The sequence below is a fragment of the Pseudomonas sp. 2725 genome, assembly GCF_050434585.1.
GTDB classification, from domain to species: domain Bacteria; phylum Pseudomonadota; class Gammaproteobacteria; order Pseudomonadales; family Pseudomonadaceae; genus Aquipseudomonas; species Aquipseudomonas jessenii.
The window spans coordinates 67,148-84,154 of the sequence record NZ_JBNDIV010000006.1 but is presented as its reverse complement, the minus strand read 5'-3'; the positions used below and the strand labels follow the sequence as shown (position 1 = coordinate 84,154).

The following is a 17,007-nucleotide window of genomic DNA, read 5'->3' as shown; positions in this document are numbered from 1 at the left end:
GGGTTCTGTGTCGAACACAAATCCCCTGTGGGAGCGAGCTTGCTCGCGATGGCGTCAGTCAGGGCAACAGGACAACCGAACCTGTCGTGCGCCGCGCCGACAACTCGGTCTGCGCCTTCGCCGCGTCAGCCAGTGGATAACGCTGGCTGATGTCCACGGTCAGCTTGCCGCCGATGATCATCTCGAACAATTCATCGGCCATGCGTTGCAGGTTTTCGGCGTTGTTCGCATAAGTGCCCAGGGTTGGCCGGGTCACGTACAGCGAGCCTTTCCCCGCCAGGATCCCCAGGTTCACGCCGTCGACCGCGCCGGACGCATTGCCGAAACTCACCACCAGCCCACGCGGCGCGACGCTGTCGAGTGAAGTCAGCCAGGTGTCCTTGCCAACTCCGTCGTACACCACCGGGACTTTTTTGCCGTCGGTCAATTCCAGTACACGTTGCGCGACATTTTCATGGCTGTAATCGATGGTCGCCCAGGCACCGTTGGCCTTGGCCAGCGCGGCTTTCTCCGCCGAGCTGACAGTACCGATCAGCTTCACGCCCAAGGCCCTGGCCCATTGGCAGGCCAGGGAACCGACACCGCCCGCCGCGGCATGGAACAGGATGGTTTCGCCACCCTTGAGTTCATAAGTCTGACGCAGCAGGTATTGCACGGTCAGGCCCTTGAGCATGACGCCGGCGGCCTGTTCGAAGCTGATGGCGTCCGGCAGTTTCACCAGATTGGCTTCGGGCAAGACGTGAACATCGCTGTAGGCGCCCAGCGGCCCGCTGCCATAGGCCACGCGATCGCCGATCTTGAAGCGGGTCACGTCGCTGCCCACTGCCTCGACCACGCCCGCACCCTCTGAACCGACACCCGACGGCAGGGACGGCGGTGGATACAAACCGCTGCGGTAGTAGGTATCGATGAAGTTCAGGCCGATGGCCTTGTTGGTCACGCGTACTTCCTTCGGACCTGGCTCGGCGGGTTGGTAATCCACATATTCGAGCACTTCGGGGCCGCCATGGGCGCGGAACTGGATACGCTTTGCCATCAGAACTCTCCATAGGTCGTTTTACCAAGCTCCCTATCGGACTCCTAAGCTTGATCTTCGTCAACTGCGGCGGGGTGACTTGCGATGGTATGCTACGCGCCCATTTGCGCAGGCTGAGCTCCAATGGAGCGCCGCGTTGTTTTGCCCGATTCAAGGTGATGACATGACGACCCGCACCGAGGCCGTAAAAGCCTACCTGCTCGACCTGCAAGACCGTATTTGCGCCGCCCTGGAAGCCGAAGACGGTGGCACGCAATTCGTCGAAGACGCCTGGACCAGGCCGGCGGGCGGTGGCGGTCGCACCCGTGTGATAGAAAACGGCGCGGTGATTGAAAAGGGTGGCGTCAACTTTTCCCATGTCTTCGGCAGTGGTCTTCCACCGTCTGCCAGCGCCCATCGACCGGAGCTGGCCGGCCGCGGCTTCGAAGCCCTCGGCGTGTCGCTGGTCATCCACCCGCACAATCCGCATGTGCCGACTTCCCACGCCAACGTGCGTTTTTTCATCGCCGAAAAGGAAGGTGAAGAGCCGGTCTGGTGGTTCGGTGGCGGCTTCGACCTGACCCCGTATTACGGCAACGAAGAAGACTGCATCCACTGGCACCGCGTCGCTGAGCAGGCCTGCGCGCCGTTCGGTCCGGACGTCTACCCGCGTTACAAGGCCTGGTGCGACAGCTACTTCCACATCAAGCATCGTCACGAGCCGCGTGGCATCGGCGGCCTGTTTTTCGACGACCTGAACGAGTGGGACTTCGACACCAGCTTCGCCTTCATGCGTGCTATCGGTGACGCGTACATCGACGCCTATCTGCCGATCGTGCAGCGCCGCAAGAACGATGCGTTCACCGCCAAGCAGCGTGAGTTCCAGGAGTTCCGCCGTGGCCGCTACGTTGAATTCAACCTGGTCTACGACCGTGGCACGTTGTTCGGCCTGCAATCGGGTGGGCGTACCGAGTCGATCTTGATGTCGCTGCCGCCGCAAGTGCGCTGGGGCTACGACTGGAAAGCCGAGCCTGGCAGTGAAGAAGCGCGTCTGACCGAGTATTTCCTGCAAGACCGCGATTGGTTGGCCGAAGCCTGAACGAGGAATCCTGATGGACCGTTATGTCGTATTCGGTAACCCGATTGGCCACAGCAAGTCGCCGCTGATCCATCGCCTGTTCGCCGAGCAGACCGCGCAGAAACTGGATTACAACACGCTGCTGGCGCCACTCGACGACTTTTCCACCTGTGCCCGGAGGTTTTTCCTCGAAGGACGCGGCGCCAACGTGACGGTGCCGTTCAAGGAAGAAGCCTATCGGCTGGCGAACAGCCTGACGGCGCGGGCGCAACGGGCCGGAGCGGTGAACACCCTGAGCAAACTGGCCGATGGCAGTCTGCTGGGCGACAACACCGACGGTGCTGGACTGGTGCGGGACCTGACGGTCAACGCCGGGTTCAGCCTCAAGGGCAAACGCATCCTGTTGCTCGGTGCTGGCGGTGCGGTGCGCGGTGCTTTGGAGCCGTTGCTGGCCGAGCAGCCAGCCTCGGTGATCATCGCCAATCGCACGGTGGACAAGGCCGAACTGCTGGCGGAACTGTTCTGCGATCTGGGGCCGATCTCGGCCAGCGGCTACGACTGGTTGCAGGAGTCGGTGGACTTGATCATCAACGCGACCTCGGCGAGCCTGACCGGTGATGTGCCGCCTATTGCCCCCAGCTTGATTGAGCCTGGCAAAACGGTGTGCTACGACATGATGTACGGCAAGGAACCGACCTCGTTCTGCCGCTGGGCCAGCGAACACGGGGCGGCGGTGTCGATGGATGGCTTGGGCATGCTGGCCGAGCAAGCGGCGGAAGCGTTTTTCCTGTGGCGCGGCGTGCGCCCGGATACGGCGCCGGTGCTGGCTGAACTCCGCCGGCAATTGGCCTTGTAACCTACTTGTAGGAGCGAGCTTGCTCGCGAAAAACCTGAGGGCGCTGTTGGGTATCTGGTTTTGCGCGTAATCGTTCACGACCTTCGCGAGCTAGCTCGCTCCTACAGAGAGCGGTGTTTCAGTCCTCAAACCGGATCGGGCATTTCTCCGCCCCTTCCAGCTTCCTCAACTCTTCCACCACCTGCGGTCGGGCCCGACGCAAGGTGAGGCTGCGATCTTGACGCAGTAGCCGCCTCGCTTCCTGGTGCAGCATTTCCACCCCAGAGTAATCGATGAAGTTGATCTGCTGCGCCTCGATCACCACACGCACGCCGTGCATGCGTTGCAGGCGCACTTGCAGGTAATGGCTGGCGCCGAAAAAAATCGAGCCCCCCACCCGCAGAATGTCTTCCTCGCCATCTCGCACATGCTGCACCCGTGGTTGCGATGTGCGTTTGAGGTAGAAAAAAAGCGAGGCCAACACGCCGGCGTAGATCGCCGTCTGCAACTCCAGCAGCAGCGTGGCGACGCAGGTCAGCGCCATGACTACAAATTCGGCGCGGCTGACCCGCAACAACGCGCGAATGCCGCGATGGTCCACCAGTCCCCAGGCGATCAACAGAATGCTGCCGGCCATGGCTGGAATCGGGATGTGCGCGATCAGGCTCGCGCCGAAGATCGCAAACAGCGCCACCCACAATGCCGAAAAAATCCCGGCCAGCGGCGAACAGGCCCCCGCTTCGTAGCTCAGGCCTGAGCGAGTGAAGGAGCCGGCCGACAGCGATCCGGAAAAAAACGCACCGACGATATTCGACAAGCCCTGGGCGCGGACTTCCTGATTCGCGTCGAGTAATTGCTGCGAACGTGCCGAGATCGAGCGGGCGATCGACAGGCTGGTTACTAGCCCGAGCATTCCGACCGCCACCGCGCTGGGCAGCAGGCGCAGGATCAGATCCAGGTCCAGGGGCAACGGGCTGAAGGGCGGCAGTTTGCCGGTGAAGGCGCTTACCAGTTGCACATGGCCGAACATTGATGGCCAGAGCCAAACCAGCAAGCCGCCGAGAATCAGGGTGATCAAGAGCGTCGGCCAGCGTGGCAGCAGCAGTTTGAGGATCACGCCGACCACCACGGTCGCCAGACCCAGCGCCAGCGAAGGTTTGTCCATTTCGCCGAGATGGCGCAACAACGTGATGAAACTATCCAGCGCAGTGGCCTGGCTGGGCAAGTCCAGCCCCAGCAGGTTAGGCAATTGACCGATGGCAATCACCACGGCAGCACCCAGGGTGAAACCGAGTACCACCGAGTGCGAGACGAAATTCACCAGCGCGCCGAACCGCAGCAAACCCAGCAGCCACTGAAAGATACCGGCAAGAAACGTCAGCAACAGGATCAACATGACGTAGTCCTGCGACGCTGGAACGGCCAGAGGACTGACGCTGGCATACAGGACAATGGAGATGGCGGCCGTAGGACCGCAGATCAAATGCCACGACGAACCCCAGAGGCAGGCGATCAGAACGGGAATGATTGCGGCGTACAGGCCGTATTCCGGTGGCAGGCCGGCGATCAGTGCGTAGGCAATGGATTGCGGCAACGCGAGGATCGCGCCGCTGAGGCCGACGATCAGGTCGCGCCCGACACTGGCGCGGGTTTGCCGGGGTAGCCAGGTGAGGAAGGGAAAGAGTGAATGGCGGCTTGGCAGGGCCATGGGGGCTCTCGGTGAATGACTGTAAATGCGTCAGGGTGGTGTGTCAGATGTAAGGGCGCAAGGGCATAAATCGATTCGCGAGCAGGCTCGCTCCCACAGGGACTGCGCGGACCTGTGGGAGCGAGCCTGCTCGCGAAGGCGTCCTTGAACCTTAAAGCTTGGCTTTGACCGCTGGCAAAGCATCCTTGCCATCCACTGTCTTCACCCCATCGAGCCATTTATCCAGCACTGCCGGGTTGGCCTTGATCCACGCCTTGGCCGCGTCGGCATTGCTGACCTTCTTGTTCACCACCTCGGCCATGATGCTGTTTTCCATATCCTGAGTGAAACTCAGGTTGGTCAGCAGTTTGCCGACGTTCGGGCAGGCCTGTGCATAACCTTTTCGGGTCAGGGTATGCACGCTGCCGGTGTCACCGAAGTATTTCTCGCCACCCTTCAGATAGTGCATCTTCAACTGCACGTTCATCGGGTGCGGGGTCCAGCCGAGGAAGGTCACGAATTTCTGTTTTTTCACCGCACGGGACACTTCCGCCAGCATCGCCTGCTCGCTGGACTCGACCAGTTTCCACTGGCCCATGTCGAAATCGTTTTTCTTGATGATCTCTTGCAGCGAGATGTTTGCCGGTGCACCGGAGCCGATGCCATAGATCTTGTGGTCGAACTTGTCGGCGTACTTGTTCAGGTCGGCAAAGTTATGCACACCCGCGTCCCACACGTAGTCCGGGACAGCGAGGGTGAATTCGGTGCCGTCGAGGTTCTTCGCCAGTTGCGTGACATCGCCGCTTGCGACGAATTTGTCGTAGAAGCCCTGCTGCGCCGGCATCCAGTTACCCAGGAACACATCGACCTGGCCATCCTTGAGCCCGCCAAAGGTGATCGGCACCGCGAGGGTGTCGACCTTGGCCTTGTAGCCCATGCCGTCCAGCAGAAACCCGGTGATGGCGTTGGTCGCGGCGATGTCGCTCCAGCCCGGGTCGGCCATTTTCACCGTCTCGCAACTCTGATCGGCAAACGCCGAGGCACTGCCCAGAGCCAGAAGCCCGACCGTCAGTACTGTGGATAACCTTTGCATGGACTTCCCCTTAACATTATTGGTTTTGGCAGGGTTGTGGATAACGTGCTTTACGTTCCAGATCGTCGAGGTCGATGTGGTTGCGCATGTACTGCTGACTGGCGTCCACCAGCGGCTGGTGATCCCAGCTCTTGAGCTTGCCGAGGGTCAGCGCCTCGGCCACGAAGCGTCGGCGCCGCTGGCTTGCGAGCACCTGCTGGTGAATCGCCGGGATGTTCCATTTGGCCCGCGCTTCGGCGAGAAAATCGTCGAACAACTGGCGATGTTGCGGCGAATGACTGAGTTCTTCCAGTTCGCGAGGGTCATTCTGTACGTCGAAGAGTAGGCAAGGGTCGTCTTCGCTATAGATGAATTTGTAGGCACCGCGACGGATCATCATCAACGGGCTGACGGTGCCTTCGGCCATGTATTCACCGAACACTTCATCGTGGCCGCCCTGCCCTTGCAGGTGCGGAATCAGCGAGCGGCCGTCCAGCGGCAAGCCCGGTTCCAGCGAGCCGCCGGCCAGTTCGACGAATGTCGGCAACAGGTCCGCTGTGGAAACACTGGCGCTGACCCGGCCGGCGCCGAACTGCCCCGGTGCGCTGACCAACAGCGGCACCCGTGCGGCCATCTCATACCAGTGCATTTTGTACCAGAGGCCGCGCTCGCCGAGCATGTCGCCGTGGTCACCGGAAAACACGATGATGGTGTCATCGATCAGCCCGGTATCTTCGAGGGTTTGCAGGAGCTTGCCGACATTGCTGTCGATATAGCTGCACGCGCCGAAATAGGCACGACGGGCATCGCGGATCTTATCCACAGGCAGTGGCTTGTCCCACAGGTCGTAGACCTTGAGCAAACGTTGCGAGTGCGGATCGAGGTCATGCGGGTCCGGGGTTGTAGGCAGCGGGATATCGGCATCGTCGTACAAATCCCAGAAAGCCTTGGGAATGGTGTACGGATCGTGCGGGTGAGTCATCGAAACGGTCAGGCAGAACGGCTGGTCGCCATCCTCGCGGATATGGTCGAACAGGTACTGCTGGGCCTTGAACACCACCTCTTCGTCGAAATCCAGTTGATTGGTGCGTACGCACGGGCCGGCTTGCAGCACCGATGACATGTTGTGATACCAGGTCGGGCGCACGTCCGGTTCATCCCAGTTTACCGCCCAGCCGTAGTCGGCCGGGTAAATGTCACTGGTCAGGCGTTCTTCGTAGCCGTGCAACTGGTCTGGCCCGCAGAAATGCATCTTGCCCGACAGGGCGGTGCGGTATCCGAGACGGCGCAGGTAATGGGCGTAGGTCGGTACGTCAGCGGGGAAATCGGCGGCGTTGTCGTAGGCGCCGATCTTGCTCGGCAACTGGCCGCTGACCAGTGTGAAACGCGATGGCGCGCACAATGGGCTGTTGCAATAGGCGGAGTCAAACACCACGCCTTGTGCGGCAAGGCGACTGAGATTGGGCAGTTTGATGGGCGATGGGCCGTAGAACGGCAACATTGGCGCGGCCATTTGATCGGCCATGATGAAAAGAATGTTCTTGCGCTTCATGTGATCGCGGCATTCCATAGTGGATGTTTATGCGAGAGTGCTGGCGTTGAGAATGAAACCCTCGCACCTTGTGGTAAAGCCCATACGCGGCAATGACTAGGATAAGCACAGCTTATGTATGACGCCCTTGGTGACCTGTCACTGGATCTGCTTCGCGCCTTCGAAGCGGCGGCCCGTCAGCGCAGCTTCACAGCGGCGGCTGTTGAACTGGGCACCACGCAACCGGCCATCAGCCAGCAGATCAAGCGCCTGGAAGAACAACTGGCAACACGGTTGTTCGACCGCATTTATCGCGGAATCGAACTGACAGAGGCAGGGCAGATCCTTTTTGAGCAGGTTCAGCTCGGTTTGCAGAATATCGACGCAGGATTGAGCGCAATCAGCGCACAGCAACAGCATGAAGTGCTGCAGGTGGCCACGGATTTTGCCTTCGCCGCCTATTGGTTGATGCCGCGTCTGCACCGCTTTCACGCGGCCAATCCGCAGGTGGATGTCAGCCTGGTCACCAGTGAACGCAGCCATAACATGCTACGTACCGATATCGATGTGGCGGTGCTGTTCGGCGATGGCCGCTTCAAGCAGGGTGAAAGCCATTGGCTGTTCAGCGAGGAAGTGTTTCCGGTGTGCAGCCCGCAGTTGTTGAGCGAGCGTCCACTGCCCTTGCCAGCCCAGGCATTGCTGGAGTTTCCTTTGTTGCACCTGCGTGGGGAACACAGCAGTAACTGGTTCGACTGGAGTGGTGTGTTCCGCGAGCTGGGTATTACCTCGCCCCCGGCGCCCGGGCAGTTGCGCTTCGATAATTACACCTTGCTGATTCAGGCGGCGATTGGCGGCCAGGGCGTGGCCATCGGCTGGCGCCACCTTGTGGATAACTTGCTGGCGCAAGGGTTGTTGTGTCGACCGATCGGCGAAACGGTGATGTCGAGGCTGGGTTACTACGTGGTTCTGCCCCAGCGCAAAAGACGCGGAGCATTGATCCAGCAGTTTGTGGATTGGTTGATGGCGGAACAGGCCTGCAGTGCGCAATCGCTCAACGGCCTGACGCTGCCGTTCATTGCGGTTTAACTGTCGGTTGCGATGAAGTTGACGTGCTCGCCGATGTGCAGGTTCAGGTGCAATTCATCGGCAATGCCCACGGCAGTGCGGGCCAGCCGTTTGAGCGGTTCAGCCAACCCCGGTTCGGGGGTGCCACCGATGTTGGCAAAGTGTTCGATGGTCAGCCCTGGTACCCCGCGCGGTTCGTTAACCAGCGTCCACTTCAAAGGACTGCTTTGCAGTGCCTCGCGGATTTCCTCAGCGGCGTGACGTTGCAAGCTATCCTCGGTTTCCGGGTCGTCCAGCACGTCGAAATCACCCACCAGAAACAATCGGGCGATGTTTGCTGCCTGCATGCCATCGATGAGCGCATCCACTGCCAGCACCTGCTCGACCGGGCCGGGCACGATGGCTTTTTCCACGTGTTCGCTATTGAACGGTAACCCTGGTGCGTCCAGTAAGCAGATAACCACTGAACTGCCGGCCACACTCTGCTTGACCCGTTGCGCGTCGAACAGGTCGCCAGTCTTGGTGCGCAGCCCCGGACGGGGTGCCAGCGCCGTCAGGTCATCGAGAATCGCGATCACTTCATGCTGGCGTCGCAGCATTTCAGCCATCAGCGCACTGCCCAGGCTACTCATGGCACCATAAAGCACCACTTTCACGACGGGGGTTTCGGCATTTTTCATGGCTGGGCTTCCTGTTTTCCAGCGTCTGTATAACGTTTGACCCGCAGGAAACGGCGAGGGTTCGAACATCTTTCAGAGGGATTCAGATGCAGCAGATAACGGGCTACCACGCCCACGTTTATTTCGATGCCAACACGATCTCGCAGGCGCGAGCCTTATGTGAACGGGCGGCGCAATTGTTTCCATTGAAAATGGGCCGCGTGCACGAGCGCCCGGTCGGTCCGCACCCGGACTGGAGCTGCCAGTTGGCGTTCGAACCGCAGGTGCTGGGCGACGTGCTGCCGTGGCTGGCGCTGAACCGCAAGGGGCTAGTGGTGTTCCTGCACCCGGACACCGGCGACGATTTGCTTGACCACACCGAGCACGCGATCTGGATGGGCGCGATTCGGCCGTTGGACCTGTCTGTTTTTTGATCAGAGTGTTTCTTCAGCCTCACCGGGCAAATGTTCGTCCAGATGCAGCCACGGCAAGCGGCTGTCGGTCCAGATGTGCCGTTCGGCTGGTGCTTGCTCAGGATGGTCGAGGGTGGCGATGGTCAGGTCGATGCTTTCCGGGCTTAGTTGCGTCGCTAGTGCCAGTTGCGCCCCACAGTGGCCGCAGAAATATCGCGCACAGGTGGATGAAGAGTCGTACCGCGACGGCGTCCCGGCCAGCCATTGAAAGGCGGATGCCGGCACGGTTATCCAGGTAGTCACGATGCCGCCGCTGACCCGTCGGCAAATCGAACAATGGCAGTGGGCGATATCGTGCAGCGGCCCGCTGAATTGATAGCGCAGTTGCCCGCAATGGCAGCCGCCGGTGTGAATTTTGTTCATGGCATTCCTCCTGATGCGTAATTACCGACGCCTTCGCGAGCAAGCCCGCTCCCACATTGGCTTTGTGTACGACACAGATCCAGTGTGGGAGCGGGCTTGCTCGCGAAGGCCGTAACTCGGTTCACCTTCATGCCCCAGTCCGACGACCGGTTGTACTTCCGGTCAACGCGTTCATCGCCGAAAGCTGGCTGAAAGCTTCCCCGATTAGGATCGCCCCCACTACCGGCAACAGACCGGTTGGCCAATGCCAGCGTTTATCGCTCGCACAGCCCATTTAACAACAACAATGGTGATTCTGATGTCCTCTTCCATCCGCCGCTTCGCTGCAACTCCGCCCGTACGTCTCGTGCTTCCCGTTCTGCGCTGATCCCGCCTGATCCGCCCATTCCCTAGCCGCGCTACGCCTGGAGTATTCCCATGCTGACTTTCCTTGGCTTCGCCATGGTCATCACGTTCATGTTCCTGATCATGACCAAGCGCCTGTCCGCGCTGATCGCCCTGATCATCATTCCAATCATCTTTGCCCTGTTCGGCGGTTTTTCGCCGAAGATCGGTCCGATGATGCTCGAAGGCATTACCAAGCTTGCGCCAACCGGCGTGATGCTGATGTTCGCTATCTTGTACTTTGCCCTGATGATCGACTCCGGCCTGTTCGACCCGGCCGTGCGCAAGATCCTCAAACTGGTCAAGGGCGACCCGCTGAAGGTTTCGGTCGGCACCGCCGTTCTGGCGCTCGTTGTCTCCCTCGATGGTGACGGCGCGACCACTTACATGATCTGCGTGGCCGCCATGCTGCCGCTCTACAGCCGTATCGGCATGAGCCCGCGAATCATGGCCGGCCTGATCATCCTCGCCGGTGGCGTGATGAACATGACCCCATGGGGTGGCCCGACCGCTCGCGCTGCCAGTGCGTTGCATGTGGATCCGTCCGACATCTTCGTACCGATGATTCCTGCGATGCTGGCTGGTGTGGTGGCGATCCTGGTCATTGCCTACTTCTACGGCAAGCGTGAACGTGCGCGTCTGGGTGAACTGCACCTGGTGGGCGATGAAATCGATCACAGTGAAATCAGCGTTTCGCAGTTCCCGGATGCCCGTCGTCCGAAGCTGATCTGGTTCAATGGCGCCCTGACCCTGGCCCTGATGTGCACCCTGATCGCCGGCCTGCTGCCGTTGCCGGTACTGTTCATGGTGGCGTTCAGTATCGCCATGATCGTCAACTACCCTTGCCTGCAACAGCAGAAGGATCGCGTCGCGGCTCACGCCGGTAGCGTACTGGCGGTGGTCGGGTTGATCTTTGCGGCCGGTATCTTCACCGGTATCCTGACCGGCACCGGGATGGTCGACGCCATGTCGAAGAGCCTGTTGGCGGTGATTCCGGACTTCCTCGGCCCGTACCTGGCAGTGATCACGGCGTTGGTAAGCATGCCGTTCACTTTTTTCATGTCGAACGATGCATTTTATTACGGCGTGTTACCGGTACTTGCCGAAGCCGCCAGCCATTACGGTATAACCGCAGTGGAAATGGCACGTGCCTCGATCGTCGGTCAGCCCGTCCACCTGTTGAGCCCGCTGGTTCCATCGACCTACCTGTTGGTGGCCCTGGCTGGCATCGACTTCGGTGACCACCAGCGCTTCACCCTGAAGTGGGCAGTGCTGGTTTGTATCTGCATACTGATTGCTGCACTGCTGTTGGGGACTTTCCCGGTGTTCAGCACTCTATAAGCCCAAGACTCACCACTTCGGGTCCAGGCTTCGCTGTTTGAAGCCCGGGCCCGTTTTGGTTTAACAATCGCTCAAAGGAATACACATGGAATGGCTGACCAACCCTGAAATCTGGGTTGCCTTCTTCACCCTGACCGCCCTGGAAATCGTCCTGGGTATCGATAACATCATCATGATTTCGATCCTGGTCAGCCGCATGCCCAAACACATGCAGGCGCGCACCCGGATTTTCGGTCTGGCGCTGGCCATGATCACGCGAATCCTGCTGCTGCTGTCGATCACCTGGGTCATGCGCCTGACGGCGGACCTGTTCGTAGTATTCGGCCAGGGTATTTCCGGACGCGACCTGATCCTGTTCTTCGGTGGTCTGTTCCTGCTGTGGAAAAGCTCGCAAGAGATGTACCACGCGCTGGAAGGTGAAGACGAAACCAACGAAGAGCCTTCGGGCAAGGGCGGCAACTTCCTCTACACCATCGTCCAGATTGCGATCATCGACATCGTATTCTCCCTGGACTCGGTGATCACTGCGGTCGGCATGGTGTCCCACGTACCGGTCATGGTCGCGGCAATCATCGTGGCCGTACTGGTGATGATGTGGGCATCTGGCACCATCAGTGAGTTCATCGACAAGCACCCATCGCTGAAGATGCTGGCGCTGTCGTTCCTGCTGATCGTCGGTACGGTGCTGATTGCCGAATCCCTGGACGTGCACGTGCCAAAAGGCTACGTCTACTTCGCCATGGCGTTCTCGCTGGCGGTGGAAGCGATCAACATCAGGATGCGCACTGCCATCGCGAAAAAGAAGAAACAGCAGGATCCGGTAAGGCTGCGCAAGGACATTCCGGGCCAGTAACCCGGTAGCGGTCAATACGCAAAACCTGTGGGAGCGAGCTTGCTTGCGATGGTGGTCTGTCAGTCAACGTCAAAGTTGAATCTGATGGCCTCATCGCGAGCAAGCTCGCTCCCACAGTGTTTTGTGTGGCTGGAAGATCGCTCTTTTCATGACAGTTTTGTTTCAATCGCGTCTTTGGCTATGCGATGCTGGCGCGCAGACCGTTAGCCAACTACAGCTTAAGTACAGAACGTAGAACGTCGCGCGGTACCGTCAACTTGCTCCTTTGGGGCGCTACACCACAGGGGGTCATTATGCTCACCCTGCTCAATTTGCTTTCTGCCGTGGCCCTGCTGATCTGGGGCACGCACATCGTCCGAACCGGCATCCTGCGGGTCTACGGCACCAACTTGCGCCATGTCATCAGCCATAACATGTCCAACCGCTGGCTGGCTTTCCTCTCCGGGATCGCCGTGACGGCGATGGTCCAGAGCAGCAACGCCACCGCCATGCTGGTCACCTCCTTTGTCGGCCAGGGCCTGATGGCGCTTACGCCAGCGTTGGTCACCATGCTCGGTGCCGATGTCGGTACGGCCCTGATGGCGCGGGTGCTGACGTTCGATCTGTCGTGGTTGTCGCCCCTGCTGATTTTTGCCGGGGTGATTTTCTTTCTGTCGCGCAAGCAGACCCGACTCGGGCAGATGGGCCGTGTCGCCATTGGCTTGGGGTTGATCATTCTGGCGCTGCAACTGATTGTTGAAGCCGCGCACCCGATTACCCATGCCAAAGGGGTGAAGGTGATTTTCGCCTCGCTCACCGGCGATATCCTGCTCGACGCCCTGGTCGGCGCGCTGTTCGCGATGCTTTCCTATTCCAGCCTGGCCGCTGTATTGCTCACCGCGACCCTGGCGGGCGCCAACGTGATCAGCCTGCCGGTGGCCATCGGGCTCGTGATCGGCGCCAATATCGGCAGCGGCGTACTCGCGTTCCTCAGCACCAGCATGCAGAACGCCGCGGGGCGCCAAGTGGCGCTGGGCAGCCTGCTGTACAAACTGATTGGTCTTTTATTGATCATTCCGGTGCTCGATCCGCTGGTGCACTGGCTCGATGGCCTGGATTTCAGCCCTCAGGAAATGGTCATTGGCTTTCACCTGCTCTACAACATCGCGCGTTGCCTGATCTTGCTGCCCAGTGTTGGGCCGATGGCCAGGTTTTGTGCCTGGGTGCTGCCGGAGCGCCCGCTAGCCAACGGTACGGCCAAGCCCCGACACCTTGACCCTACGGCGTTGGTCACCCCCGGTTTGGCGCTGGCCAACGCGGCCCGGGAAACCCTGCGCATGGGCGACCTGATCGACAACATGCTCGAAGCCATGCTCGACGTGTTGCGCGGAAAGCAAACCGCCGTCACCCAGGAAATGCGGCGCCTGACCGACGATGTCGAAGCGCTCTACAGCGCGATCAAGTTGTATTTGGCGCAAATGCCCCGGGAAGATCTCAGCGATCAGGACAGCCGGCGTTGGGCGGAAATCATCGAACTGGCGATCAACCTGAAACTGGCCAGCGACTTGATCGAACGCATGCTGCGCAAGGTCCAGCAGCAGAAAACCTCGCAGCGCCGGTCGTTTTCCGAAGTGGGGCTGGACGAATTGACCGGGCTGCAAACTCAGTTGATTTCCAACCTGCGGCTCGGGATGTCGGTGTTTCTCAGTGGCGACCCGGAAAGTGCCCGCCAGCTGGTGCGTGAAAAACGTCGTTTCCGCGCACAGGAACGGCGCCTGGCTCACGCTCATGTCAGCCGCTTGCAACGTAAAATCGTGCAAAGTATCGAAACCAGTTCGTTGCACCTGGAGCTGATCGCCGACATGAAGCGTCTTAATTCGCTGTTTTGCAGCAGTGCCTACGTGGTGCTGGAAACATCGGACACAGGTGCGCTGGTGGTCGACGATTTGAGCGACATCACTCATTCACCCTGAACGTCCACAGTTGCCTGAAGTCTGTTGAACTTACGCTAGCCGTACGGAAGCTCGTTATGCGTTGTCTGTTGTTCGCCTGCCTGTTGCTAGGTTCACTCCCGTCATTCGCCCTGGATCGCTTCCAGGTCGAGGGCTACACCCTGCGCAACGGTTTGCAGTTGCTGCTCAAGCCCGGCACTGACCACGGGCATGTGGCGATCCGGCTGGTGGTCGGCGTTGGCCTGGACGATTTCAAGTGCGAAGAAAAGGAGTTGCCGCATCTGCTGGAACACTTGTTGTTCAGCGGTATCGACGCCAGCGGCGAAGGCGGCCTGGAAGAAAGCATGCAGGCTCTGGGCGGCGAGTGGAACGCGTTCACCAGTAATGCCGATACGACTTTCGTCATCGAAGCCCCGGCGAAAAACCAGCGCAAGGTGCTCGACCTGTTGCTGGCGCTGCTGACCCAGACCCGCTTCGACGACAGCGCCATTAACGCGGCCAAGCAAGTGGTCGAGCGTGAAGACGGCGGCCACTACTCGCACCTGCAGCGCTGGCTCGATCGTCAGGACCTCGGCCACACGGCCAGCAACCAACTGGCCGTGGAGTTGGGCCTCAAATGCCCGGAGCGTGCGCAGGTCGATGACCTGACCCGTGAACAATTGGAGCAGGTGCGCAAGGACTGGTATGCGCCGAACAACATGACCCTGATCGTGGTCGGCGACCTCGACAAGTTGCTGCCAGCCTATCTGGAACGGGAGTATGGCGCGCTGGAAGCGATCACCCCTGGCGAGCATCCGCCGCTGCCGCAAATCCAGGCCAGCGCCACCCATGAGCGCACCTTGACCCACAGTCTGGTCGGCAACGGCGCCAAGTTGCACTGGCTGGTGCCGGAGCCGGTACTGGAGGATGGGCACGATGAAACCTTCGATTTGCTCAAGGACTATCTGGATTGGGCGCTCTATCGCCAGTTACGCCTGGCTCACGGTTTGTCCTACGGCCCGTGGGCGGAGCGCGAGGTGTTCGGCGGCGTAGGTTTCATGAGCCTCAACGCCGACCTTGAGCGCGACGCCGTGGCCGATGCCGAACAAGTACTCGAGGACCTGAAGGCCGGTCTGCTCAAGGACGGCCTCAATGCCGACACCTTCAACCGCCTCAAGCAGGCCGCGATTGCCCGCCAGGCCTGGGCCGTACAAGGCAACAGCGCGTTGGCCGACTACTACTGGAGCGCCATCGGTAACTACGAGGACGGTCACTTCACCAACCCGGCCCGGGAGCTGCAAGGGGTGAGCCTGGAAGAAGCGAACAAGGCCGTGCGTGAATTGCTCCTGCAACCGGGGTATTTGCGGATCGAGAAGCCTTTGTTCAGTTATGACCAGTTGATGTGGCTGGTGGTCGGTGGGGTGGGCTTGATCGTGTTGATGTTGGTGGGCTGGCGTTTGCACCGCAGGAAGTAACCATTCCATGTGACAACGGACTGAGAGGCCTTGCCGGTTCCCTGTGGGAGCGAGCTTGCTCGCGATAGCGGATTGTCAGCCGCCGAAAATGTTGGATGTGCCGGCCTCATCGCGAGCAGGCTCGCTCCTACAGGTTGCGTGGTGTAACTGATCGTGAACCCTCGCCACAGCGCCGCACCAGCGGTACCCTGTCGAGGTTTTTTCCTACGACGACTGTGAAACCACCGAATGCAAAACCTATCCCTTTTCGTACAGCGCATCCTTGATTTGATGAAGCGGTACCCTGGGGTCATTGCGCTCTTTGGTTTCATCTCCGGGGTGGGCAGTTTCATTCTGGTCGATCGCCAGCAAGGCCTGGCGAGCTGGATCACCACCATCATGCTGATCAGTTGGATCTGGCTGATGCTGGAAAACAGCCTGACCAAGCTGTTCACGCGCATCTTCAAGCGCGAAATACCGGAACCGTTGTTGCGTTACGCAACGCAGATGATCCATCAGGAAAGCCTGTTCTTTGTCCTGCCGTTCTTCTTCATCACCACGACGTGGAACAGCGGCCAGTTGTTTTTCACCGGGTTGCTGGGCGTCGCGGCGCTGATTTCGATCGTCGACCCGCTCTACTACAAGTGGCTGGCTCCACGGCGCTGGGCGTTTCTGGCCCTGCACACCCTGACCCTGTTCGCCGCGCTGCTCACCGCATTGCCGGTGATCATGCACCTGACCACCGCGCAAAGTTTCAAATGGGCACTGGGTATCTCGGTGCTGCTGTCGTTCCCGAGCCTGGCGTCGATCTTCCCTATTCGTACCCTGCGCAATGCGCTGGCGATCTTGAGTATCACCCTGGGCATCGGCGCCGTTGGTTGGGAGCTGCGCTCGTGGGTGCCGCCGGCGACGCTGTGGATGACCGACGTGGCCATCAGTACGCAAATGCAGGATCGCACACCTGGCGCCAGCCTCGACGAAGTCAGCGCCGAACAGATCCGTAATGGCGGGCTTTACGCGTACACCGCGATCAACGCCCCGCGTGGTCTGGACGAGCGGATTTATCACGTCTGGCAGTTCAACGGTAAAGAGGTCGACCGCATCCCCCTGGATATTCGTGGCGGGCGCAAGGAAGGTTACCGGGCCTGGACCCACAAGCAGAACTTCCCGGGCAACCCGGCCGGCAAATGGCAGGTTCGGGTCCTGACCGAAGATGGCCAGGTCATTGGCGTGCTGCGCTTCAAAGTCACGGACAGCACAGCGATCAAAGAAAAGTAGTCCGGTTCG

The 17,007-nt window shown here is 60.0% G+C and carries 15 protein-coding genes; 9 read left to right on the top strand and 6 right to left on the bottom strand.

The annotated features are described in order from the left end of the window. Nucleotides 1-58 precede the first annotated feature (58 nt). A complete protein-coding gene (locus ABIE16_RS18115) occupies nt 59-1,036 on the bottom strand; it encodes an NADPH:quinone reductase (RefSeq protein ID WP_057712639.1) in 978 nt (325 codons plus the stop codon). 163 nt (nt 1,037-1,199) lie between these two features. On the opposite strand from ABIE16_RS18115, the gene hemF reads away from it, so the two are divergent. Together hemF and aroE are read left to right on the top strand one after the other, a co-directional pair. Next, nucleotides 1,200-2,114: an oxygen-dependent coproporphyrinogen oxidase gene (gene hemF, locus ABIE16_RS18110; protein ID WP_057716534.1), complete on the top strand. Its 915-nt coding sequence runs from the start codon at nt 1,200-1,202 to the stop codon at nt 2,112-2,114. Nucleotides 2,115-2,127: 13 nt separating this feature from the next. Then, nucleotides 2,128-2,949 (top strand): shikimate dehydrogenase, encoded by an 822-nt coding sequence (gene aroE, locus ABIE16_RS18105; RefSeq protein ID WP_090452288.1) that lies wholly within the window; start codon nt 2,128-2,130, stop codon nt 2,947-2,949. 118 nt (nt 2,950-3,067) lie between these two features. On the opposite strand, the gene ABIE16_RS18100 is transcribed toward aroE, so the two are convergent. The 3 genes from ABIE16_RS18100 to betC form a co-directional block, all read right to left on the bottom strand. After that, on the bottom strand, nt 3,068-4,636 hold the full coding sequence (locus tag ABIE16_RS18100; RefSeq protein ID WP_090452290.1) for a SulP family inorganic anion transporter: 1,569 nt from the start codon (nt 4,634-4,636) through the stop codon (nt 3,068-3,070). A gap of 151 nt (nt 4,637-4,787) precedes the next feature. Next, nucleotides 4,788-5,708 (bottom strand): choline ABC transporter substrate-binding protein, encoded by a 921-nt coding sequence (choX, locus tag ABIE16_RS18095; RefSeq protein WP_218494544.1) that lies wholly within the window; start codon nt 5,706-5,708, stop codon nt 4,788-4,790. Nucleotides 5,709-5,724: 16 nt separating this feature from the next. Continuing rightward, complete coding sequence (betC, locus tag ABIE16_RS18090) at nt 5,725-7,239, bottom strand: choline-sulfatase (protein WP_218494543.1); 1,515 nt, start codon at nt 7,237-7,239, stop codon at nt 5,725-5,727. 114 nt (nt 7,240-7,353) lie between these two features. On the opposite strand from betC, the gene ABIE16_RS18085 reads away from it, so the two are divergent. Beyond that, nucleotides 7,354-8,304, top strand: a complete 951-nt coding sequence (locus ABIE16_RS18085; protein ID WP_429521687.1) for a choline sulfate utilization transcriptional regulator — start codon at nt 7,354-7,356, stop codon at nt 8,302-8,304. Here ABIE16_RS18085 and ABIE16_RS18080 read toward each other — a convergent pair. Next, nucleotides 8,301-8,963 carry an NAD(P)-dependent oxidoreductase gene (locus ABIE16_RS18080; protein ID WP_429521686.1) on the bottom strand — a complete coding sequence of 221 codons (663 nt, stop codon included), beginning with the start codon at nt 8,961-8,963 and terminating at the stop codon, nt 8,301-8,303. The two genes, ABIE16_RS18085 and ABIE16_RS18080, sit on opposite strands and share 4 nt — an antisense overlap. A gap of 86 nt (nt 8,964-9,049) precedes the next feature. Between ABIE16_RS18080 and ABIE16_RS18075 the strand changes: the two genes are divergently transcribed. Continuing rightward, nucleotides 9,050-9,376, top strand: a complete 327-nt coding sequence (locus ABIE16_RS18075) for a DOPA 4,5-dioxygenase family protein (protein ID WP_057712632.1) — start codon at nt 9,050-9,052, stop codon at nt 9,374-9,376. Here ABIE16_RS18075 and ABIE16_RS18070 read toward each other — a convergent pair whose 3' ends face one another. Then, nucleotides 9,377-9,778: a GFA family protein gene (locus ABIE16_RS18070; protein WP_150812658.1), complete on the bottom strand. Its 402-nt coding sequence runs from the start codon at nt 9,776-9,778 to the stop codon at nt 9,377-9,379. 417 nt (nt 9,779-10,195) lie between these two features. Between ABIE16_RS18070 and ABIE16_RS18065 the strand changes: the two genes are divergently transcribed. The 5 genes from ABIE16_RS18065 to ABIE16_RS18045 all read left to right on the top strand — a co-directional run bounded on the left by ABIE16_RS18065 (nt 10,196) and on the right by ABIE16_RS18045 (nt 16,998). Further along, nucleotides 10,196-11,503, top strand: a complete 1,308-nt coding sequence (locus ABIE16_RS18065) for a CitMHS family transporter (RefSeq protein ID WP_008045759.1) — start codon at nt 10,196-10,198, stop codon at nt 11,501-11,503. 85 nt (nt 11,504-11,588) lie between these two features. Next, complete coding sequence (locus tag ABIE16_RS18060) at nt 11,589-12,356, top strand: TerC family protein (RefSeq protein ID WP_090452298.1); 768 nt, start codon at nt 11,589-11,591, stop codon at nt 12,354-12,356. Nucleotides 12,357-12,649: 293 nt separating this feature from the next. Continuing rightward, nucleotides 12,650-14,308: a Na/Pi cotransporter family protein gene (locus ABIE16_RS18055; protein WP_090452300.1), complete on the top strand. Its 1,659-nt coding sequence runs from the start codon at nt 12,650-12,652 to the stop codon at nt 14,306-14,308. A gap of 56 nt (nt 14,309-14,364) precedes the next feature. Further along, entirely contained in the window at nt 14,365-15,741 is a 1,377-nt protein-coding gene (locus ABIE16_RS18050; protein WP_429521685.1) for a M16 family metallopeptidase, read from the top strand. Nucleotides 15,742-15,969: 228 nt separating this feature from the next. Continuing rightward, nucleotides 15,970-16,998, top strand: coding sequence for a DUF5924 family protein (locus ABIE16_RS18045; RefSeq protein WP_057712627.1), 1,029 nt, complete (start codon nt 15,970-15,972; stop codon nt 16,996-16,998). Nucleotides 16,999-17,007: the final 9 nt, after the last annotated feature.